Annotated in this window: 23 protein-coding genes and 1 pseudogene; 6 read left to right on the forward strand and 18 right to left on the reverse strand. The window is 38.8% G+C overall.

What is annotated here, in order from left to right; all coding sequences use genetic code 11:
• Positions 1–186 precede the first annotated feature (186 nt).
• Positions 187–852 carry a GNAT family N-acetyltransferase gene (locus AN486_RS10805; RefSeq protein WP_290600585.1) on the forward strand — a complete coding sequence of 222 codons (666 nt, stop codon included), beginning with the start codon at positions 187–189 and terminating at the stop codon, positions 850–852.
• 231 nt (positions 853–1,083) lie between these two features.
• On the opposite strand, the gene AN486_RS10810 is transcribed toward AN486_RS10805, so the two are convergent.
• The 6 genes and pseudogenes from AN486_RS10810 to AN486_RS10835 form a co-directional block, all read right to left on the reverse strand.
• Positions 1,084–1,800: an SDR family oxidoreductase gene (locus AN486_RS10810; protein ID WP_290600587.1), complete on the reverse strand. Its 717-nt coding sequence runs from the start codon at positions 1,798–1,800 to the stop codon at positions 1,084–1,086.
• 222 nt (positions 1,801–2,022) lie between these two features.
• Positions 2,023–3,162, reverse strand: coding sequence for an alkene reductase (locus tag AN486_RS10815; protein WP_290600589.1), 1,140 nt, complete (start codon positions 3,160–3,162; stop codon positions 2,023–2,025).
• A 16-nt stretch (positions 3,163–3,178) separates the two neighbouring features.
• Positions 3,179–3,421: pseudogene (locus AN486_RS10820) on the reverse strand (IS4 family transposase); the annotation flags it as partial.
• Between the two features lie 273 nt (positions 3,422–3,694).
• Positions 3,695–5,062 (reverse strand): guanitoxin biosynthesis MATE family efflux transporter GntT, encoded by a 1,368-nt coding sequence (gene gntT, locus AN486_RS10825; protein ID WP_290600591.1) that lies wholly within the window; start codon positions 5,060–5,062, stop codon positions 3,695–3,697.
• Between the two features lie 338 nt (positions 5,063–5,400).
• Positions 5,401–6,153 carry an alpha/beta fold hydrolase gene (locus tag AN486_RS10830; RefSeq protein WP_290600593.1) on the reverse strand — a complete coding sequence of 251 codons (753 nt, stop codon included), beginning with the start codon at positions 6,151–6,153 and terminating at the stop codon, positions 5,401–5,403.
• A gap of 321 nt (positions 6,154–6,474) precedes the next feature.
• Positions 6,475–7,191 carry a lipocalin-like domain-containing protein gene (locus AN486_RS10835; RefSeq protein WP_053540251.1) on the reverse strand — a complete coding sequence of 239 codons (717 nt, stop codon included), beginning with the start codon at positions 7,189–7,191 and terminating at the stop codon, positions 6,475–6,477.
• Positions 7,192–7,534: 343 nt separating this feature from the next.
• On the opposite strand from AN486_RS10835, the gene AN486_RS10840 reads away from it, so the two are divergent.
• Positions 7,535–7,915 carry a hypothetical protein gene (locus tag AN486_RS10840; RefSeq protein WP_053540250.1) on the forward strand — a complete coding sequence of 127 codons (381 nt, stop codon included), beginning with the start codon at positions 7,535–7,537 and terminating at the stop codon, positions 7,913–7,915.
• A 236-nt stretch (positions 7,916–8,151) separates the two neighbouring features.
• Here AN486_RS10840 and AN486_RS10845 read toward each other — a convergent pair whose 3' ends face one another.
• Complete coding sequence (locus AN486_RS10845; RefSeq protein WP_267902164.1) at positions 8,152–8,286, reverse strand: hypothetical protein; 135 nt, start codon at positions 8,284–8,286, stop codon at positions 8,152–8,154.
• On the opposite strand from AN486_RS10845, the gene AN486_RS10850 reads away from it, so the two are divergent.
• Positions 8,261–9,025, forward strand: a complete 765-nt coding sequence (locus AN486_RS10850) for a Uma2 family endonuclease (RefSeq protein ID WP_190382197.1) — start codon at positions 8,261–8,263, stop codon at positions 9,023–9,025. The two genes, AN486_RS10845 and AN486_RS10850, sit on opposite strands and share 26 nt — an antisense overlap.
• A 3-nt stretch (positions 9,026–9,028) precedes the next feature.
• Here the strand turns inward: AN486_RS10850 and AN486_RS10855 are convergent, their stop codons facing one another.
• The gene (locus AN486_RS10855; protein WP_290600597.1) at positions 9,029–10,699 is read right to left on the reverse strand and encodes a bifunctional serine/threonine-protein kinase/formylglycine-generating enzyme family protein; all 1,671 of its coding nucleotides are present in this window, start codon (positions 10,697–10,699) and stop codon (positions 9,029–9,031) included.
• A gap of 267 nt (positions 10,700–10,966) precedes the next feature.
• Entirely contained in the window at positions 10,967–12,775 is a 1,809-nt protein-coding gene (locus AN486_RS10860) for a proline--tRNA ligase (protein ID WP_290600599.1), read from the reverse strand.
• Between the two features lie 215 nt (positions 12,776–12,990).
• Here AN486_RS10860 and AN486_RS10865 point away from each other — a divergent pair, with 215 nt between their 5' ends.
• Positions 12,991–14,385 carry a 1-acyl-sn-glycerol-3-phosphate acyltransferase gene (locus tag AN486_RS10865; RefSeq protein WP_290600601.1) on the forward strand — a complete coding sequence of 465 codons (1,395 nt, stop codon included), beginning with the start codon at positions 12,991–12,993 and terminating at the stop codon, positions 14,383–14,385.
• Positions 14,386–14,494: 109 nt separating this feature from the next.
• Here the strand turns inward: AN486_RS10865 and AN486_RS10870 are convergent, their stop codons facing one another.
• A complete protein-coding gene (locus tag AN486_RS10870) occupies positions 14,495–15,031 on the reverse strand; it encodes a hypothetical protein (RefSeq protein WP_290600603.1) in 537 nt (178 codons plus the stop codon).
• 441 nt (positions 15,032–15,472) lie between these two features.
• Here AN486_RS10870 and AN486_RS10875 point away from each other — a divergent pair, with 441 nt between their 5' ends.
• Both AN486_RS10875 and AN486_RS10880 read left to right on the forward strand, forming a co-directional pair.
• Positions 15,473–15,718, forward strand: a complete 246-nt coding sequence (locus AN486_RS10875) for a hypothetical protein (RefSeq protein ID WP_290600605.1) — start codon at positions 15,473–15,475, stop codon at positions 15,716–15,718.
• A complete protein-coding gene (locus AN486_RS10880) occupies positions 15,715–16,161 on the forward strand; it encodes a type II toxin-antitoxin system VapC family toxin (RefSeq protein WP_290600607.1) in 447 nt (148 codons plus the stop codon). The genes AN486_RS10875 and AN486_RS10880 overlap by 4 nt, the downstream gene beginning before the upstream one ends.
• A 416-nt stretch (positions 16,162–16,577) precedes the next feature.
• On the opposite strand, the gene AN486_RS10885 is transcribed toward AN486_RS10880, so the two are convergent.
• From AN486_RS10885 to cysE, 8 genes are all read right to left on the reverse strand, one after another.
• Complete coding sequence (locus AN486_RS10885; protein WP_290600609.1) at positions 16,578–16,946, reverse strand: hypothetical protein; 369 nt, start codon at positions 16,944–16,946, stop codon at positions 16,578–16,580.
• A gap of 484 nt (positions 16,947–17,430) precedes the next feature.
• Positions 17,431–17,970 carry a (2Fe-2S) ferredoxin domain-containing protein gene (locus AN486_RS10890; protein WP_193896100.1) on the reverse strand — a complete coding sequence of 180 codons (540 nt, stop codon included), beginning with the start codon at positions 17,968–17,970 and terminating at the stop codon, positions 17,431–17,433.
• Positions 17,971–18,451: 481 nt separating this feature from the next.
• Positions 18,452–18,655 (reverse strand): putative nitrogen fixation protein NifT, encoded by a 204-nt coding sequence (gene nifT / locus AN486_RS10895; RefSeq protein ID WP_053540244.1) that lies wholly within the window; start codon positions 18,653–18,655, stop codon positions 18,452–18,454.
• The gene (locus AN486_RS10900) at positions 18,630–18,917 is read right to left on the reverse strand and encodes a nitrogen fixation protein NifZ (RefSeq protein WP_015078853.1); all 288 of its coding nucleotides are present in this window, start codon (positions 18,915–18,917) and stop codon (positions 18,630–18,632) included. Before AN486_RS10900 ends, nifT begins: the two co-directional genes overlap by 26 nt.
• Positions 18,907–20,037 (reverse strand): homocitrate synthase, encoded by a 1,131-nt coding sequence (gene nifV / locus AN486_RS10905; RefSeq protein ID WP_039201681.1) that lies wholly within the window; start codon positions 20,035–20,037, stop codon positions 18,907–18,909. The genes AN486_RS10900 and nifV overlap by 11 nt, the downstream gene beginning before the upstream one ends.
• Before the next feature lie 339 nt (positions 20,038–20,376).
• Positions 20,377–20,583 carry a DUF2949 domain-containing protein gene (locus AN486_RS10910; protein WP_027404318.1) on the reverse strand — a complete coding sequence of 69 codons (207 nt, stop codon included), beginning with the start codon at positions 20,581–20,583 and terminating at the stop codon, positions 20,377–20,379.
• 269 nt (positions 20,584–20,852) lie between these two features.
• The gene (locus AN486_RS10915; RefSeq protein WP_027404317.1) at positions 20,853–21,107 is read right to left on the reverse strand and encodes an Asr1405/Asl0597 family protein; all 255 of its coding nucleotides are present in this window, start codon (positions 21,105–21,107) and stop codon (positions 20,853–20,855) included.
• Between the two features lie 28 nt (positions 21,108–21,135).
• Positions 21,136–21,867 (reverse strand): serine O-acetyltransferase, encoded by a 732-nt coding sequence (cysE, locus tag AN486_RS10920; RefSeq protein ID WP_053540243.1) that lies wholly within the window; start codon positions 21,865–21,867, stop codon positions 21,136–21,138.
• Positions 21,868–22,237 lie beyond the last annotated feature (370 nt).

The raw sequence follows: 22,237 nt of genomic DNA on the forward strand, positions 1-22,237 counted from the left end.
CGGCAATCGCTTTGCCATAACGTCCCTTTTGTCCCAAGTTAATCTAAACCCTAGTACAGTAAGGCGGAAGTCAAAAGTCAAAAGTCAAAAGTCAAAAGTAATACTGAGCAAGCTTTTTGGCGATTGAGAATGGTTGATTTATTTACGCCGTATTGTACTAGTTTTATATTATTAAATGACAACTATATGACTTCCTCCGAAATGAATACAAATCCTATTGACGACAGCGTCATTGCTACAAAGTCGGCTCAAACCAATCCTTCAATAAAACAGAAGGACATTCAGATCAGAACTGCATCAGCTTCCGACCAGAGACATATTAGTGCTGCAATGCTTCTAGCCTTTAACAACGATCCTGTGATCCGCTGGATGTATCCTGACCCCTATCAATATCTCACTTATTTCCCACTCATGTTTGAAGCATATATGAACGAGTCCTTGTCCCACCAGACTTCTTATTATGTTGATGGTTATGGGGGTGCGGTGCAATGGATTCCGCCAGGAATAGAATGGGATGCAGAACCATTAAGGAAAGTATTTCAAGAAGGTATCGCTGAGTCACGCCAAGCAGAGGCATTTGAATTGTTCGATCGATTGGGGGATGATCATCCTAGTCAGCCTCACTGGTATCTGGCGTTTTTGGGTGTAGAGCCAATTCAACAACGTAAAGGCTTTGGTTCAGCCCTATTGCGGCCTGTTCTGGAACAATGCGATCGCGATCGTATTCCTGCCTGTGTGGAATGTCTTACCAAAAACGTAGCATTCTATAAACAGCAAGGGTTTGAGTTAATTAACCAGTATCAAGTTGGTGATGCACCGATTATTGTCAGAATGATTCGCCAGCCACAATAGCGCGTTGGTGATGCCAAAAATTTTCTCCATCCTTGAGTTAGCTATGATTGGGCAAGTTATAACAAAGAAAAAATGGCATTGCTTAATCAGAGGATGAAAATATATAAATTGAAAATATAGTAGGGGCGTATAGCTCTTGCGACCCTACACATTTTCTTAGGTGAGCAGATTCAGTCTTTCATCCTGTAAATCATAATGGCACCTGGCATTCTTATTTAACTAGTATAAACTTCATGACCTGGGCATCAGCGTTAGTTCCTCAATCACTGCCGGATTGTTCAATTGAGCAATATGTAAAATTGACTGAGCCACCATTTCTGGGGTTAACATGGTTGAACGGTCAACGTTAGCTTGGACTGTTTCTGTATCCCAAATTGGTGTATTGACATCACCAGGACAGATTACACTGACGCGAATATTGTGAGCACGTTCTTCTACAGCTAGGGTTTGAGAAAGAGCCATTAACCCAAATTTGCTGACACAATAAGCTCCCCATTCAGCAAAAACTTGTTTACCAGCATAGGAAGAAACATTAATTATGATTCCAGACTGGCGATCGCGCATACCTGGTAAAATCCCCTGAGTACATTGGAATACGCTCGTGAGATTTAGATCAATAACCCTTTGCCAGTCTGCTAAAGGTGTTTCTAGCAATAACCCAGTATAACCCATCGCGGCGTTATTGACGAGAATATCGATCGGGTTGTAAGTGGTATCGATCGCCCTGATCTGTTCTCGCACTTCGTCAATTTTGGCTAAGTCTAAGGGAAAAGCTTTAGCCTTTACACCAATTTTTCTAGCTGCTTCTGCTACTTGTTCAAGTTTTTCGCCCGAGCGGCTTACCAGTGCTAAATTAATTCCAGCTTCAGCAAAAGCTAATGCTGTTGCCTTACCAATTCCACTACTTGCACCTGTAATGAGAGCACAGCGTTGTGTCTGACTATTCATACAAATCTCCAAATCTCCAAATGCTATATTATAGCAACCGCCTTGGCGGTTAGGGCATAAACTGTAAGTAGAGAGGTATTTGAATTTTTAAAACAAATGGATCACTGTCACCCCAGTCAAACTCACAACCCTGAAACCCTATTGATATCGTCACGATTTTATTGGGTTTCAGACATATTTGAGAAAATTGGCAATAGTGTTGTTATAGTTATAAACCCTTAGTTAACTTGACAACGCCGTATCTGCATAAATAGGGAAATCTGTGTAACCTTCAGCCCCAAACGCATACCAAGTAGACGGGTCTGCCATTGGATTCAGTTCTAAATTGTGGGTGAAGCGCTCTACCAAGTCAGGATTGCTAATATAAAGTCGTCCAAAGGCAATCATGTCACCATAACCAGCCTGAATTGCTTTTTCAGCCGTCTCCTGGGTGTAGCCAGAGTTACCAATCAGAACTCCCGCAAACACTGATCGAAACTCTGCTAGGGTCATAGGTTCATCAAGTCCATGAAAGCCGATGTCGGTCAGTTCATGAAAGCCGGAGGTGTCACCATCCATGACATGGAGGTAGCTCAGATTATAAATATTCAACTGCTTTGCTACATACAGAAATGTCTCCCGAAAATCAGGTGAACCCATTTCACCATCTACACCATTGGGATTAATTCGGACTCCCACTCGGTTGGCTGGCCACACCGTCAGAACCGCCTCTACTATCTCCTGAAGAAACCGAAATCTATTTTCCAGACTGCCACCGTAGCGATCGCTGCGTTGGTTAGTTTTGGATTGCAGAAATTGATCGATCAGGTATCCATTGGCTGCGTGAATCTCAACTCCGTCAAAACCTGCTGCCTGAGACCGTTCAGCCGCTTTACGGTAGTCTTCAACAATCCCCGGAATTTCCTCGGTTTCCAGTACTCGAGGGATTTCATGGGGTTGTTTACCGCTCGGTGTGTGAATTTCATAGGCACTAATCCGAATTGCCGAGGGTGCTACTGGAAGTTGTCCGTTGTGAAAACTGGAGTGGGAAGCTCGTCCGGTATGCCAGAGTTGGAGGAAGATATGTCCACCTTTAACATGAATAGCATCGACAACCTGTTTCCAGCCACCGATTTGCTCGTCGGAATAGATGCCAGGTGAGTTTAGCCAACCGTTCGCTTGTTCGGAAATCGTGGTTGCTTCACCAATGATGAGACCAGCCGATGCTCGTTGAGCATAGTATTCAGCCATCAGTGCGTTGGGAATCCTCCCCACTCCAGCCCGCGAACGAGTCAAGGGTGCCATGACCACGCGATTCTTTAAAGGTAGATCACCCAACATAAATGGGCTTAATAAGTGAGGAGAGATACTTTCAAAAGTCATAAAGGTTATGTCTTGTGGAGATGAGATGTAGTTGCAGCGGAAACCATAATAATTTTACGCAGAGTTTACCTATTCCTAAAAATCTTTGTAGATTACGTTTCCTGCTTTCATATTTAATTGGTTGGGGAAACAAGCTCGCCAATTTTGACAGTTTTACCTGGCGATGAGCCTGTATCAATAACAACAATATCTTTAGTGTCAAATACTGCTGTTCACTCAAATGCTTTCGGAAAATTGTTTGATATGATTGTGGTAGAATTTTTTTATTTTTTTATTTTGGGGACTTCCTTCCCCCTATTTTTTTTACCCCCTTATTTTCTCAAATTATTGCCACATCTCATCTTCAACCGCCTTGTCACCCGTTAAGCTGTTTTTTACTACTGCATTTATTGTCTCATGTATCAATGCGTAAGTTCTAGTATCTTTCCTCACTTATTAAGCCCATTCATGTTGGGCGATCTACCTTTCTTAGCCTCCCAAAAAATTGGTTTCTCCAGAACAAATCGCACTTGGAGGTATCCCGGTTGCACTCCTATTTCACCTCTAAATTCGTAACCGAGACATCACTGGCATTAATATCATCGCCAAATGTACTGGGCAGATTTACCAAAAACATCACCATTCTGACTGCATGAAATAAAGATACACTTAACCACAAGATATGGTTGCTGGAAAACTTAATGGCAGCGAAAATGGCAGGTATAAACCCAACTACAAGAGCAATTAAGCTAACATTGCGGAGGGTGTATCCTTGGGCTAAACCTAAGAAGTATCCTTCCATCGCAAAACTGATTGAACTAAAAGCTAAGGTAAGTTGTAACCAAGGAAGAAAAGTATTTATATTTGAGGTTACTTCAGTGTGGTTAGTGAACCAACTAAAAACAGTATCTGGAAATAGCACACATACTCCACCAAAAAACACTGCTACCACGAGAGCAGCTAAAATAGAAAACCCTACTAAGGGAGGTAATTGTTGTCGAGATCCTTTTCCTTTAAAGTTTCCAACCAAAGCTTCTGTACCGAATCCCATTCCCTCTACAAAATATGTATTAAAGCTAAATATCTGCCACATTAAGGTATTTTGAGCATAAATCAACGTTCCCAGTTGGACTCCTTGATAGCTGAATATGAATGTAGTAACCAGACAAATACAATTGCTGATCAGGATATTCATATTGAGAGCTAAGTTAGATTTTATAGCTGAAATGTCCCATATTTTTCCAGATAAAGATCGAATTTCCAACCACTGAAATTCCTGGCAAAAAAATATCAATCCCATGAATAAAGATAAATATTGGCTTGTAGCAGAGGATATTCCTGCCCCTGTACTTTCCCATCCCATGTGGATAATAAATACATAGTCAAGTACAATTTTGCTGCCATTACCAAGGACTGAAATTAGCACAACTAAGCTATTTTTTTCTCGTCCTAGAAACCAACCTATCAATACAAAATTGAGTAAGATTGCAGGCGCTCCCCAAATTTGGGTGTTGAAATAGGCAAGACCCGAAGATTTTATCTCTGGGTCAGCATTTAGCAGAGCAAACCCAAGTTCTCCTAAAGGATATTGTAAGAGGATGAGGGTGATACCTATGACTAGAGCAATCAAGCCGTTACGCAGCCCCACCAACAACATCTCTTCTCGGTCATCCCGTCCAACTGCCTGTGCTGTGAGTCCAGTAGTTCCCATGCGTAAAAAGAATAAAGCCAAATAGAAAAAATTCAGCAAGTTTCCAGCAATGCTCACTCCAGCGAAGTGACGGATGTCTTCAAGATGACCCAAAAAGATGACACTGACTATATTTGCCAGTGGAATCATAATACTGGATAGGACGTTGGCTAGAGCCAGTCGGAAATAGCGGGGGATAAAGCTATATTGCGCTGGAAGTGTTTGGTTCATAGATCGAGAAGTGAGTTATGGGCAGTGTTACTGAGCATTGGTGATAAGTTACAGTTATTGTCCATTTATCAACAAGCAATTATACTTAATAAATCTTGATAATTAAGCTAAAAAACATGATTTTCAGGATGGGATACCTTCGATCAGCTTCGCTATTGCATTCTGAAAATCCAGTATTGATGTTAATCTAAGTACATTATTTTGCCTAAATTCAAGTATAGCTACTGATTAATAAAGGCAGCTTTTGTTTGACTTGTCACCAATGGTTACTGAGGACGATTCTTAAAAGGTCAAAGGTTGAGTCAAAGAGCTATCAAGCTACAATGACTTTGTGCAAGTTATAAGTCTTTCAGGGTTTGAGACATGAACTGCAACAAAGCTTGTCTATTTTCATTGAGGTAGAAGTGTCCACCTGGGAACATCTCTATTGAAAATGAGGAACGGGTGTAATCACGCCAACTAACAAGATTATCGTAACTGGCTTCCGGATCTTCAAGACCACCCAAAGCAAAAATGGGACAATCAAGAAGCTCCACTTGGGAATGGATATATGTTTCTATTAAAGTCATGTCTGCTCGCAAGGTAGGCAAGAACAACTCCATGAGTTCTTGGTCTTTTAGGACTACTTCTGGTATGGCAGAGTAATCATTGGTTAATTTTTCAATAAATTCTGCATTAGGTAACAAATGAAGGGGCGGATATAATTCAGGTACGTTAGGAGCAGGACGACCTGATAAAAACACATAAACCGGATTGACGTTTCTTTGCCGGAGTTTTCTAGCTAGGTCATAAGCAATTAGCGATCCCATACTATGACCAAAGATTGCAAATGGCTTATCCAAATGTTGCAGTAAGACCTCTACTAAGTTCTCTGTCAGAATTTCAAGATTTGAAATTGGTTTTTCTTTGATGCGATTTTCTCTTCCAGGCAGTTCAAACGCACAAACCTCTACATTTGAGGGCAATTCTCGAGGCCAGAGACGAAAAATGGATGTCCCACCTCCTGCATAGGGTAGGCAAAATAAGCGTAACTTGGCTTGGGGATTGGATTGGGGGCATTTAATCCAAAGATTAGGTATTTCTGGTTTCATAAATAATATTTGTCTTATGAGACACGATTGAATCTGTAAATACAACGCTTGTTTACCAGAGTGGTAGATTCTCAACGAGTGGTTGGTAGTATCTCTGGAAACAAGAGTGGCAAATTTTAATTCGGAAAATGAGGCAGTTTACATCCATGCCTTTTAATTTACTATCAATAGCAATACCTTATCCAAATCAACAAAAGTCTTGATTTGTAGGTTGGATTGGGTTACGCTGTCGCGTAACCCAATCCAACCTACAAAAAATGGACAAGGCATTGCAATAGTGTAGCTGTTTTTCCCGATAACGTTTGGGAATTCCGTGAACTGTTATTTTGAAAAGCGCTCCCAAGTTATAAAGGGAGTTTGTAGCTTGCCATCCATCATCTCTGGAGCATGAGTCAATACTAGCTTGCCATTCTCAAAACTATAAATGCGTACTTGATTTGTACCAACATAATTTGGAAACAGGCTGACTTCAACACGATGAACCACTTTACCTTTTTGGAGTTCATATTTACCGCAATAGGTAATATATGTTTGTACTGCTTTTGCCTGTTCTTCTAGCGTTCCCCCCAAAATATCTCCTGAAGGAAAATTAGGACGTTTGTTTTTTGAAAAGGTTACACACATATGTCCATCGGGAGTGTACATAAGGTAACCAACAGAATCTTTCCCAAATGGATGGGTAACGTTCCCCTTTGCATCCTTATTTATCCAGGATACCAATCGCCAGCTTCCTACAAATTGTTTTTGTTGGGCTGTCAACTCACCACGGGAAATCTTATAGGAAGAATTGGGTTCCAACTCGGAGGGGGTGGAGCCTTGCTTAGGTGAAATTCCGTCCTGTTTTAAGTTGGTAACACCTTCTTGAGCGGCAGTAGGTTTTGATGTTTCTGCCTTAATTGCAGCCCCACCATAGGACAAAATTAAGGCTGCTGTTAAGCCTCCAGAAAACCATTGAATAGAGCGCTGGATAGGACTCTTTTTTGCTTTCTTGCGCTGTTCAACACTGGCATCAATCGACTCATTAGAAATAGGATTCATAATTCTTCCTCAATAATTTGGTGATCGTCCCAGGCATTATGTAGCAATGAGCCTCTGGGGAAATTAGACAGAAGCTCATTGCTGTGGCTGGTGTCTCAGAAGATACTACCATAGGAACATTCACTGTGTCTACATATTAAAGTCAAGAACAGCAATTCTCATTTTGAAAATAAAATAAGATAAAGTTGTGTATCAACCTTAAATTGTGAGTCCAAAATATTCAATTTTGGATTGTTTTCTCTTGTTTATTTATTGTCAATAATCATTGCTAATTGAGAAAAGCCTGATATAATTAGTTTTCAGGATGATTATTTATATCGAACTCAGGTCCTTTCAATTCATTATGTCTACGAAAGAAGATGATCTAATTTCCAGAGCGGAACTGCTGCAACAAGCCATTGCGACGTTGCAACTGATGATTCAACAAATTAAGGCTGGTGGAGAAATAGCACCATCTGGTTGCTGTGTTTCCCGTTACCAAGCACGGGGTAAACAAGGGGTTTATTGGTACTACAAATTACACGCTAATCACCCAATTTTTCCTACCACTCAACCCGACAAATTGAGTAAATACAAGCATTTAGGCAAGGCTGGAAGTCCGGCTCACGTTGATGCAGTCATGCAAGTAGCTAGGAGAACCCAAGTTGATTACTTACAATCATGTATTGATTCTCTCCGACAAAATTGGGTTGATTTGTACGATAGCCTCAAAAAGAAAAAGTAAGTCTCTCAATTTTTTTGTTCTCGTAAATAAAACGCGAACACTTTTCTATTGGTTTTACTCCCCATTTTCCTTAACCGAGCAGTATTGAGGCAAGAGGCAAGAGTAAAGAAGTTTTCAGCGATTTTACGTTTCTTTACACAGGTTGGTTTTATTGTGTTCACCTACTTGGCATTAAATTTTCAATAATGGTGCGTTGCGCTGTCGCTCTAAGAAGCGTAGCCATGCCCTCAATGGCTTTACACACCATACATATCTGCTATATTAATCAACTTTTCCAGGGCAATTTCCCGAAAAATGAATTGATAAATACTATAATAGGTAATTAATCCCTTATTTGTGGTTGTTATGGTTGTTACTGCTTCGACCCACAAGATTACCTGGGAACTCTTGCCTGAAGATTTTGTTTTAGAAGATGAACCAGTGGATAATGTTAATCAACCTTCTTTAGCCGCTGCACTGACGGAAAGCCTGCAACTGGCAGGGAAACTCCCAGAAACAGCCCTGGCTACGACCAATTACGGCATTTGTACCGTAGTTAATGGCAAAATTGTCATCAAAGCACCTGATTGGGCTTACATACCCAAAATTACCGTGCCTAGAGAGCAAATACAACGTAGTTATACTCCTCACAAACAGGGTGAAATACCGGTTGTGGTGATGGAATTTCTTTCTGACGCAAATGGGAGTGAATATTCCAGTAAAAGGACTTTTCCCCCTGGTAAATGGTTTTTTTATGAAGAGGTGTTAGAAGTTGCAAATTATCTAATTTTTGCACCTGATACGGGTGTTTTGGAATTTCATCGTTTACAAAGTTCAGGAAAATATCAATTACGTTCCCCTGATGAAAATAACCGTTATTGGTTAGGGGAAATGGATTTATTTATTGGTGTATGGCAAGGAAAGCGCGAAAACCGTGATGGTTATTGGTTACGCTGGTGGGATAAGGAGGGTAATTTATTATTGTGGGGGTTTGAGTCGGTTGAGAAGGAACGAGGAGAAAAAGAACAAGAAAGACGAGAAAAGGAACAAGAAAGACGAGAAAAAGAGCAGGCTTTACAACGGTTAGCGGAGTTGGAGAAACGATTACGAGATGCGGGAATTGGAGATTAGGAATCACCCAGAAGAACACGCGACTCGAAAACCACTACCGTAGTTACTGCCACCAGCAACTATGTAGTTACGATAGGAACAACGGCAGTTCCCAGCCTCTTGAAGCCAAGAACCACCGCGCAATATGCGTTTGCTATCGTTACCAGTCCAAGCACTACCGTCATTGGGTGCATTTGTATAGTCCCTATGCCAAGAATCTTCGCACCATTCCCATACATTACCGTGCATATTATATAAACCAAAGTTGTTAGGGGGAAATTCGCCTACATCTGTGGTCTGTTTGTATTTGTTATTATGATTAACTACATCTGTATTAATGGTTTCACCGAAGTAAAATGGAGTCGTAGTCTTGGCTCTACAGGCATATTCCCATTCAGACTCGCTAGGTAAGCGATACATCTTACCTGTGTGTTCCCCCAACCTAGCACAAAATTCCTGGGCATCTAACCATGATATTTTTTCCACTGGCAGATTTGCACCTTGGAAGTATGAGGGTTTAGGGTTTAAATCTATGTTTATTTTCGGTAAACTGGCGATTTTTTGCCATTGTGCTTGGGTAATTGGGTATTTTCCGATGTAGAAAGGTGAAATTGTCACGTTATGTTGAGGTTTTTCATTTTTATATCCCTCTCCTTCTGGTGAACCCATAGAGAATGTGCCACCAGGAATACCTACCATTTCCAAAAATAAATTATTTCCTAAATTGTCTCTAAAAACTATGGGTTGTTTCGGGGAAACAATTGTTGTTGTAACTTGCTGAGAGTGACTAGAAGAAATGGTTATTTGTGAAAGTTGCTGTGGTTGCAATGCTGATAAAATTTCTGTTGCCGACTGAAAGCGATTTGAGGGTAGGTCTTGCAGCATTTTATCTAATATTATTTCTAAGTCATGATTCACAAATATATATTTTTTCCATATCCATTGCATGACTGTTAAATCAAATAGTGGATCAGTACCATCTGGTTTTTGGAAATATCCTGTTAATAATCGAATACAAGTTACAGCTAAACTATAAAGGTCGCTGTTGGGATAAACTATGCCGCGAAATTGTTCTGGTGGTGCATAACCAGGTGTACCTGTAACTGTTCCCAGTTTGGTGAGAACGTTGTTACCTACCTCTTTGGAAACTCCAAAATCAATTAGGAATAAAGCGCCTGTTTGCGAATGTTTAATAATATTTTCTGGTTTAATATCTCTATGAATTACTTTATTGTTATGAACAAATTGTAAAATATGTAATAATTCAATTAGGATTTTTTTTACTTCAAATTCGCTAATTTTCCCCTTTTGTCGCAGTTCGTTTAATAAATTTTGACCTTCGATAAATTCTTGAATTAGATACAGTCTGCCTTCTTGGGGAAAGAATGCGAGTAAATCTGGAATATGGGGATGTTTCCCTAAATCGTTGAGTCTGAATGCTTCTTGTTCAAATAGCTCTGTAGCTTTTTTGAGCGCAGCACTTCCTGATTGTTGGGTTAGAAATTGCTTAATAACGCAGCGGGTATCTAATCTTTGTTCGTCTACTGCTAAAAATGTCCGCCCAAAACCACCTTCACCAATAATGCGGATAGCGCGATACCGTTCTTTCAGCACTATTTGACTACCACAGGATTGACAAAGGATAGTTTTTGGTGGGTTTTGCTGTAGACACACGGGGTTAAGGCACTGACTCATAAATCCGGTTTGCAGTTAATTATCTCAGTATAATGATAGGATGAGTTTAGGTAAAAATTATTTTAATTGATTAAAATTTTTCTCTGTAATACTTAAATTTCTGATGATTTCATGAAATACAGGGGTTGTTGTTCTCATAAAATGCAATCTAGAGTGGGGAGACCCCACCCCTACGGATTTGAGACAAAAAACTGTACCTCATGACAGCAGGAAGGTTAATACTTCGACTGATTTAGTCTCACAATACCCACTTTACGAGAGTTAAAGTTAACTTTCTATTGTGTCTTTAATCCATTGTTGCAATGTATTGATAACTTCGTCAATGGCAATTTCTTGAGATTCACGGGTTGCGCGTTTGACTACTTCGACTTTACCATTTGTAATGGCTCTACCGGTGACGATTCTGAAGGGGATACCGATTAAATCTGCATCTTTGAATTTTACTCCTGCCCGTTCGTCTCTGTCATCTAATAAGGTTTCTATTCCTGCTTGGTTGAATTCTGTGTAAAGTTTTTCGGCAACGGCGATTTGTTGGGCATCTTTAATGTTAGGAATAGTGATGATGGCGTGATAGGGGGCGATCGCTACTGGCCAAATTATGCCATCTTTATCATAGGATTGTTCTACGGCTGATTGTGCTAACCGTGACACACCCACACCATAGCAACCCATGACTAAAGGCTTTTCTTCCCCTTGTTCGTTGGTATAAGTTGCACCCATCGCCTCAGAGTATTTTGTACCCAGTTGGAAGATATGACCGGCTTCGATGCCTCTAGCTGTTTGTAGGGTTTGGCTTGGGTCATGCAGGGAGCGATCGCCTAATTTTGCTTTACGAATATCTACGGTTAGTGCAGGTAACTTAAAATGCTCACCCCAATTCGCGCCAACTACATGAAAACCAGCTTCATTTGCACCAGTGACAAAGTTCTTTAACTCCACAGCGGTTTTATCCACCAACCGCACAAATTGAGAATTTACCTGTTTATTGACCGCAATATAATCATCACTAACATCTGGTGCTATGTAACCCAAAGGCAAAGATTTTGCTTGCCATGTTGCTTGGGCTTCGGCATTTGGTACAGTTAAAGTGAGGATAGTTTTAGCACCAAATTCAGGAGCTAATTTAGTTAGTTCATTTTGTAATTTGACTTCATTAATTTCCTGATCTCCGCGAATATTTATCAACAGCAAAACAGTTAAACCGTTATCATAAACAGTTTGATATAAAACGTTTTTGACAATTTGGGTAGGAGAACATTTCAAGAAATTACAAACTTTGTCTATAGTTTCTGTTCCCGGAGTTTCCCGTTTTTCGTAAGTTGTAAAATGTGAAGTTTCCGCATCTGCTGGTAAAGAAACTGCCTTTTCTACGTTTGCGGCATATTTACCATCTTCAGTGTAGAGAACTTCATCTTCTCCTGCATCTGCTAAGACCATAAACTCTGTTGAACCAGAACCACCAATAGCCCCAGAATCAGCTTCTACAGCCCGAAAAGCCAAACCAGAACGCCGCAACATATTACTATAAGCAGTATACATTTCCTGGTAAGTTTTTTTCAAACTTTCTTCATCAGCATGGAAAGAATAACCATCTTTCATAATAAATTCTCGTCCGCGCATTAAACCGAAACGGGGACGAATTTCATCACGAAACTTAGTTTGAATTTGATATAAATGTACAGGTAATTGACGATAGGAACGAATCATATCACGGGCAACTGTGGTAATTACTTCCTCGTGAGTTGGTCCTAGTCCTAATTGTTGTTCCCTCCTATCAACGAGAGAAAACATAATTCCCTCAGCTTTAGTATAGGTGTCCCAGCGTCCCGACTCCTGCCATAATTCAGAAGGTTGTAACTGCGGTAATAAACATTCTTGTGCGCCGGTAGCATTCATTTCTTCCCGCACAATTTGGGAAACTTTTTGCAAAACCCGCCACATTAGGGGAAGATAAGCATAAATCCCACCACCGATGCGACGGATATAACCAGCACGGAGTAACAATTTATGGCTAGGGATTTCCGCATCAGCAGGATCATCCCGTAGCGTAACAAATAACATTTGTGATAATCGCATTGTTTTTACCTTTACTTGCTAATTTTGCCAATTATTGAAGATTAACCTATGTCATACCAAATTAAAATGAAGCTCCATAGAATAAGATTTCCAGAATAATTAACCGCAGATGAACGCAGATAAACGCAGATAAATATGAATGATTGTTATTCTGTGCAGCCTCACATAAAATTGGTATCACCTGTCACTTGTTATAACTTGAGGAGATAATTACTGTGTCTGAAATAATGTATCAAGCGCAACCACCTTTAGAATTTATTCCGCCAGCTTTTAACCCTTTGTTGTTAAAGTTGGTACATCTAGTGCTACCTAACTGGATTCGCTGGAAAACACCCATTAGCAACATTGAAGCAGACAATGTTGAAACTTTGGCGGATTGCTATCAACGGTTTCAGGATGGTAAAATCCGGTTTATGTTGGCGTTTCGTCATCCTCAAACAGCAGACCCTCTTTGTTTAACTTATTTACTGTCCCAAATCTTGCCTAAAGTAGCACGAGTTGGGGGTACACAGCTACAATATCCGCTTCATGCCCATTTTATCTATGATCGGGGCATTCCTCTCTGGGCTGGTGATCATGTGGGTTGGGTAATTTCCCACTTGGGGGGAACTCCGATTCAACGCGGTAAAGCTGATTGGACTGGATTGCGTTCGGTGCGGGATTTGTATGTCAATGGTCAGTTTCCGATGGCTGCTGCGCCAGAAGGTGCTACAAATGGTTTATCGGAGATTATTAGTCCCTTAGAACCGGGTATCGCACAGATGGGTTTTTGGTGTGCGGAAGATTTGCAAAAAGCGGGAAGAGATGAGGAAGTTTTAATTTTACCAATTGGCATTAAATATAGTTATGTCAATGAACCTTGGGATAATATAGCAAATTTGTTAACTGAATTAGAAGCGGCTAGTGGTTTATCTGTGAATCAAGAGAAAACTGAGGCTTCTTTTGCTGCGCTTTATCCCCGATTATTAGGGTTAGCTGAACATTTATTATCGGTAATGGAGCAATTTTATACTAAATTTTATCATCAAACATTACCAGATGAAAAAATTACTAATGGGGAAATTATAGATAGAAATGAAGCTTTAGCTTATCGTTTACAAGCTGTGATGAATATTGCTTTATTTATTGCTGAACAATATTTTGATTTACCATCTAGGGGGAATTGGAATGATAGATGTAGACGGGTGGAACAAGCCGGTTGGAATTATATATTTAGGGAAGATTTTAAGGATATTAAATCATTATCACTCATTGAGAAAAGTTTGGGAGATAGAGTTGCTGAAGAAGCATATTTTCGGATGTGGCACATGAGATTGGTTGAGAGTTTTGTGGCTGTTTCTGGGATGTATATCCGCGAAAAACCAACGGTGGAAAGATTTGCAGAAATGACTTTACTTTTATGGGATATGGTTAATAAAATTAAGGGAAATATTTCTTTAAATCGTCCACAATTGGGTAAGCAGCAGGTGAGAATAACTGTGGGTGAACCCATTTCTATTTCTCAACGTTATGCGGTTTATAAAGGTAGTCGCGTCGCTGCTAGACAATCGGTGGCTGAGTTGACGACTGATTTACAACAGGTTTTGGAGGGTTTGGTTGAGAAGGGATGATAAATAAATTGTCTCACGCAAAGGCGCAAAGGCGCAAAGGAAGGAAGAAATACAGAAATTAAAAGTGTGATTTAAATCCCCAACTTCAATAGTTGAGGATTTGGGTTAGTTATTTGGCACTATTTTTTAATTCGTTCCAGGCTTTGACAACTTTATCTAGTTTGTTTGGTAGTTGAGATTGCGAGATGTCATTATATTGGGTTGTGGCTTTTTGACTGGTTAGGGTATAGGTGATATAATCTGCTGAACCTGGAGGTGCGGGGAAACTCAATTTGTTGAATTGTTCAAATTTGTCTTGGGTTAATGATTTTTCAAATTGTTTAACTTGTTCTTCAGTAACTTTTTTGACGCTACGCTCTGAGTCGTTAGCATCACCTATTTTTGTTCGTATCAGTTGACCATCCTTGAGCAAAACTGTTTCATAGGTTTTTCCAGCTATTCCCCCACTGGTAATTTCTCTAAATACTCCGTTTTTGTCTAATGGTGGTGGTAATTCATTGGCTGGAATTGGTACGGATTGGATGGTTTTAACGTCTTTGTTAACTTGATACTGTTGGTAGCTGGGATTAGCAACAACAGGCATAGATTTGAAAGTTATTACACTACCTAAAGATAGAATTGTGGTGAATATGAGGATATTTTTCATGATTTCCTTTGTCAGAATACAAGGATGATCAATCATTATTGACGTTGGGTATTTTTAGATTGTTTCTTTTTGTCTGAATTAGAATTTATAGGATTTAATGATGAAAATATTATACTTCATGAAGCATCATCACCAGCCTGGGAATAAATTCCCAGTCTTATAGCGAAAGTCCGTTAAAACGGACTAAAAGAATTTTGCAGTTTAGAGGGTGTTTGAAAAGTTATGGTTGATGTATCAAATATTTTTTACCCCACCCTAACCCTCCCCTTGTAAAGGGGAGGGAACTGGATTTTTATTGTTTCCCCCCTTTACAAGGGGGGACTAAGGGGGGTAGCAATGTGATGAAAATTACGGAATACCACTTTTCAAACATCCTCTTAGAGTTTATAATTAAAATACAGTGTAATATTGTCCATAACCTAGTAAATAACATAAATAATTATGAATGTACAACTTGTTGATTCCCTTGTAGAAATTGTTTCCAAATTAACTCCAGAAGATCAGAAACTTTTCTTATCTAAACTTTCTCATATCAATATAATTCTGCCAGCAGAACAGCAAAATTTAACATCAGCAGAAAAAGTAGCACAATTTCAGGAATGGTTATCTCAATTTCCTCAAAGTAGTATTACCCTATCAGATGAAGCACTGCGTCGAGAAAATATTTATGATGATAGAGGAATATGAGAAACTATTTACTTGATAGCAATATTATTCTTAGATTTGCAAATTCTCAATCTCTGGAATATAACCTTATACAGAATACTATTTCTGAAATTTTATTACAAGGTGGTCAATGTTTTATTACCTCTCAAGTAATTATTGAATTTTGGGTTGTTGCTACTCGTCCTGTTAATGTTAATGGATTAGGATGGACTGTAGAACAAACAACTCAAGCAGTACAAATGCTAATAAATCAATTTGATTTACTAGAAGAAACACCTGATGTATTTTCTATTTGGTTAAACTTAGTGACAACATATAATATTTCTGGTAAACGCACTCACGATATACATATATTAGCAGTGATGCTTGCTCATAATATCAGCCATATTTTAACTTTAAACCCCAAAGATTTTATAGCTGTTCCAGAAATTACGATTATTCATCCTCAAAGTATGAATAGCTAAGAATATTGTGAATAAAATTATCCTGTAAATCCTTTAATCCTGGGTATCCTGATTCTGTGCCTTCAATAATAATAGTAGAGGCAGAGCCTCTGTGATAGCATTCCCAGTCAGAGACTGGGAACGAGATAAAGAGATTTTTCATGATTTCCTTTGTCAGAATACAAGGATGATCAATCATTATTGACGTGGGGTATTTTTAGATTGTTTCTTTTTGTCTAAATTAGAATTTATAGGATTTAAGGATTTTCAGGATGTCATATTATTTATCGTCAATCATGCAACAGTGTAAAGATATTTTATGAAAAGTTTCTTTAATGGTGAGTTACGGTGCTTCCTCGATTATCAATAATAACTTTCTAGAAATGCACCTAACCCACCCTACAAACTCAAGAAAAATAAAGCATCAGATATTTGCTTTAAACAGCTAATCTTAACTGCTGAGGTAGTTGTTGTAAAATTAAGTCAATAACTTGTGGACTCCATTTAGGTACTGGATTGCTAAAATCTGCAATCTGTCTACCTTTTTCAGTGGGTTGCCATGCTTGATAGGGTTTTATCTGGTATCCTAATTCAGCAAGCTTTTTATTAACTTTGCGTTCAGACCAATAATCTTCTCCAGTTCGACTGTTAAGTTCTCTTGCTATATCTTCAGCTTTAAGATATTTTCTGGGATATTTTTGGTTAATGAGCCTCAAGTCTATGGTGACACAGACTTTTAGATTTGCCGAAACTTCAGAATTGCTAATTTCAACATGAAGTGGTTGAAAATTGGCCTTTTGTGTCATAATAGATACGATTCCTTTTTTTTAAAGAGGAGTCCCTGATCTGGTAAATCAGGAACAGTTTGATTTAAAACAAATGTCAGCATGGCTATGATGGGCTAGGCTGACTTTTAATTTATGGGTTTTAGTAAGATTTTTATAGACCCACAACCTCAGTATAGGGCAAGATTTGGTATGTGTCAATATCAAATTGACAGTATTTTCCATCTTCACACTATGCTAGTGTACCATCTAAAAAATTATTTGTCAACATAATAATTTATTGGATTTTAGACTAAATCTTTCCTTGTAGACTCAACCCCTTGCTGTATAAAGTTTATGACTTACAAGACTTAAAATGACTTGGAAACCCTTAAAGGAAGCTTGGCGAATGGAATTCGCAGCTACACAGACAAAACCCGCCTTTGCGGGTTAAAATACTTTTTCTTAGTCCACGCAGGTGGACTTTGATTGTGTAGACGCGATTTCTAATCGCCGGGGTATTATGTTAACTCAAATGATTCTCTAGCAAGGACGCTATGGCTTCTGGTTGAACTTTCTTGTATTGTTTTTTACCTAGCATCAAAACACAATTGGGAGCGCTGCTACAGCGTTTTTGACAATCGGTGTGTTCAATTGTCACTTTATCAGATAAACCGCGATCGCCTAAAGTTTTTTCTAGGTCTGACAATAACCCCTTTCCACCCCGTTTCAGACAACCAGATTTTTGACAAACCATAATTTTGGCTTTGGGTTGCGGAAGGAAATTTTCCAGCACACAAAAACCAATGGCTTGAATTTGATAAAGTTGCAATTTGAGTTTATTGTTACGGAGATTTAATTTACTAATAGCATCTATGCGAATTTGTTCACCAGGAACTAAGGATAAACCTAGCGAACAGCGTAAATTTTTAGGAATTTTTAGTTTAATATTTCCCCCAGGAACTGCTAACTGTAAATGTTTACATTTCCCAGCGTCTTTACCAACAAAACCTAAAAACTGTCCTTCAATATTCAATTCCGATAAGGTCAAATATTTTTCACCCATTTGCGATAACCCAATTTTTTCAAGAGGAAATAGCTTATCTGTTGGCTTCCACACCCGCCAGAGAATAAATTCCCTGTCTCATAGCTCAAGTCCGTTAAAACGGACTAATAAATTTGGTTCTTGCGTAAATTTTATGGAGAACCCAGTTCAAAATCATTGAAAGCCTTATTGTGTCGGCATTTCATTCAAAATATGGGCATTATAGTTTATGATCCTTGCCCCGTAAGGGTTTTGTGATAATCAATCCTCAACCTCCATAAAACAGACGCAAGAGCCATAAATTTTCTTAATGTTTAGTCATCTTTAGATGACTTTCGCTATTAGACTGGGAATTGATTCCCAGGCGGTTTTTACTTACCCACGTATTTGTTTCATTATTAAAGTGAAACGGTATTATCTGGAGTTATGTTGATGATTCCAATTAAGAGGGAAGAGGAAAAAGATATTTTCACCTCTTACCTTCTTAGGATGGATTGAAATGTTAAGAAAGGCGTTTAGCTTCCACTGTTACGGGTAAACGACTTTTATCGGGAAATTCACTAAATTCTAATTCCCAACCATTAGTTAAAGTGAGAATTTTACCTGCTTCACCATCTCTTTCTTTGACTACTTCTTCTTCTAAATCTTTTTTAGGGACGTAGACAACTAAAGTACCAGCATCATTCATTCGGAGCATTACTTTCATGTGTTTCCTCAGCAGATTCTAGTTCTCTTTTTCGACAACCGATGATGTACCCTGTTTCCAAAAAATGTACAGCATAGATATAATAAGCTTGCAAAAATGTGCCAATGCTGGAGACATAACCAACATCACCAATTTTTGCTAAAACTTCCCCAATTTCTCTACCGGGAAAAGTTCCATCGTTTTTGATTAGTTTCTTAACTCGAACTTTTTGACCAATTTCAAAAATGGGTTGCGAGTCCAGTTCTATTTCATCACGTTGCATGGGAATACCTTTTTTCGCTGACTAAATTTAATAATTCTTCTGTAGTGAGACTGCGTTTTTTGAGGATTGATTGCTGACGGACTACATCTAAAATAGCTTGGGTTTCTTGAGAATCGAGAAAGATGCCATGCTGTTCTAAGAGATTAGATAATGAATGCCGACCAGAATGTTTACCTATGACTAAACGCCGTTCCCAACCCACATCTTCAGGAGCATAAGGTTCATAAGTAACGGGGTTTTGCAGAACACCATGAGCATGAATACCAGACTCATGAGCAAAGGTATTTTCACCCACAATTGCTTTCCAAGGTTGAACATTAGCACCGGAGGCTTTAGCGACTAATTGAGATAGTTTTAACAAGTGTTGAGTTTGAATTCCTAAGTCAACACCGTAAATACATTTTAGAGCCATGATTACTTCTTCTAAAGCGGCATTTCCGGCTCTTTCTCCTAGTCCATTAACGGTAGTATTTACAGATACAGCACCAGCTTTGATTCCCGCTAAGGCGTTAGCAGTTGCTAGTCCAAAATCATTATGGGTGTGAATCTCAATAGGAATTGATAGAGTTGATACTAAATGCTTAACTTTAAGGTGAGTTCGGAAGGGATCAAGTACCCCAACTGTATCACAAAACCGAAAACGTGATGCTCCCCATTCTTGCGATAACATGGCAACATCTTGGAGAAAGTTTTCGTCGGCTCTAGAAGAATCTTCACCACCAACTGATACCCAAAGACCTTGATCTAAGGCGAAGCTAATACAGTCTTTGAGCTTTTGTAAACTTACTCGCCATTGTCCATGAAATTTAGCGGCAATTTGCACTCCAGACACAGGAATAGCAATATGTACTCGCTCTAGTCCACAGGCTATAGAAGCTTTTATATCTGATAATACAGCGCGATTCCAACCTAATAGTTTAGCGTTTAAATCTAAGTTACGAATGGCAACAATGGCGCGAATTTCTTCTTCTCCCATTGCCGGAATTCCCACCTCTAATTCATGGACACCAATGGTATCGAGGAATTGAGCGATCGCTACTTTTTCTTCTAAGTTAAAAGCAACACCCGCTGCCTGTTCCCCATCACGTAATGTCGTATCATTAATCATGATTTGATACATTTTCAAAGTCCCTCTAGCGGAGTTTTTTGTAATATCCTTGTTCGCTACAATTCTTCATAGTGGTAGATGGCTAATGAATTGTTAATTGAGCGAATAAATCATGATTCATGATTTACGATCCTTAATTATTAACTAAATATTGCTGTTGCATCTGTATGACAAGAAACAAAAAATAAGTATAATTTAGCCAATATTTTTTGTGGTATTATTTGTGGATTTCGTTAATAGCCAATAACCCATACAAATATTAGTAAATCCTGTAAAAAATAACATACTCATGCCAGCAATCAAACTAGTAATCATAATTATTACCTCTTATGTTTACTGGTAATTTTTCATCTACCTCAATTCAGGATGTTCTGCAAGCCAATCAAAAATTCTGTCTAGTTGTTGCAAATCCACTAAACCATATTGCCAAAGCAGCATCGGTAAAGGTCCATGATTGAACTCAGGATGTCGTGTTGCTACAGCAATATCAGCCTGGGAAAGTGCCAGTTCTTTTTGGAGAAATTGCAGTAACTTCCTATCAATACGATTAATTACCATAATTGGACATTGACAATTGAAATCAACATAAGGTACAAGTTATTCCCATCAGCAATTACTAATTTTTTAGTTTTAGTAACCTGGGTGAACCTTAGCTTATGTGAATTATCTGGAATATGCAAGATAGTTTGTGAGTGAATAATGACTTGAGATCAATCAGACTTGCATTAAAAATTAACCTCTGATATGCTTTGGATTAGACAGGGCTAGAATTATTAATTGTTATCAGTCGTACTAATCAAAAAAAACATGATTGTTTCCAGCAATCTTTACTCAACACCGTTGCACAAACAATTCTCTAACCATGTCACCAATTGATGACGAGAAGCAAAAAATTGCATCAATGTACTACGAACAAGAATCGCTTCTTCTAGGTTATTAACTTGCACGCGCAAAGACCCATCCGGGGGACAGGAACAGGAAATCATCAACTCTTGCAACCGATGATAAATACACCATCTATCACCTAAAGGAACTTGCAAAATTTGTTCACCGACAGTTAAAAAGTTACAATTTGGTGACATCAGTAATTCACAATTTATGGAGTTAACTTTATTGATCATCTTGGTGATGATTAGTGAGAGTTTGGACTTGTTGTTCTAACTGCTCAATCCGCGAGAGTAAAGAACGAATCACACCTGCCTCTATATCGGGTAATTTGCCATGTTCTAAGGGGGAAATGGGGTTACTAGACTTAGGAGCGATAATCCGGCCAGGAATGCCCACCACAGTGGCATCTGGAGGCACATCACGCAAGACAATTGACCCTGCACCAATACGGACGCGATCGCTAATTTGGATATTTCCTAATACTTTCGCACCCGCACCGACAACAACATTACTACCCAATGTCGGATGACGTTTACCGCTTTCTTTGCCAGTTCCTCCCAATGTTACACCCTGATAAATGAGTGTATAATCTCCCACAATGGCAGTTTCACCAATGACAACACCCATGCCATGATCAATAAATACACCCTTACCAATTTTTGCTCCTGGATGAATTTCAACACCTGTGAAAAATCGTCCCCAATGAGAAATCAACCGGGGAATAAAACTCACATTGTGGATATGTAACCAATGTGCAAGACGATGTAAACACAGAGCATGAAAGCCGGGGTAACAAAATATGACCTCTAACCAATTACGTGCTGCTGGATCACGCTCAAAAATAATCCGAAAATCACTGATTAATGGTTCTAAAAAAAATCTAAAACCTTCATGTTTACGTAGCTTTGTATTTACAGTCTCAGTCTTAATGATCCTGTTTAATGACTGGTGCATTGGTATTGTTAGGTGAAAAAATCCTGTACTGTTTTCATGCTTATATCAGATAACTTCCAAACAGACAGAATTAGCAACGCAGATTAGATTTATTAAATTTATTAAGCTTGTACTCAATATGTTTAACTGCCTATTTAACAGAACTTTACATTTTCTCTTGGGGTAGGGGTACTAGCTTTTGATCACAGGGGTACTGGTATTTTCAGATCAGGGATGCAGCTTTTTTGTACTCACCAGAAACCTCTTAACCTGTAGGACTTTACAGCTATTTAGGCAAGATATTCTTCCATATATTTAGTTGTACTCATTTCCTGATAAACACTGTTTTGATGACAGTAAATATAGATTTTATGTATTACCTACTACTATT

Source organism: Anabaena sp. AL93 (assembly GCF_001672085.1).
Classification (GTDB): Bacteria; Cyanobacteriota; Cyanobacteriia; order Cyanobacteriales; family Nostocaceae; genus Dolichospermum; species Dolichospermum heterosporum.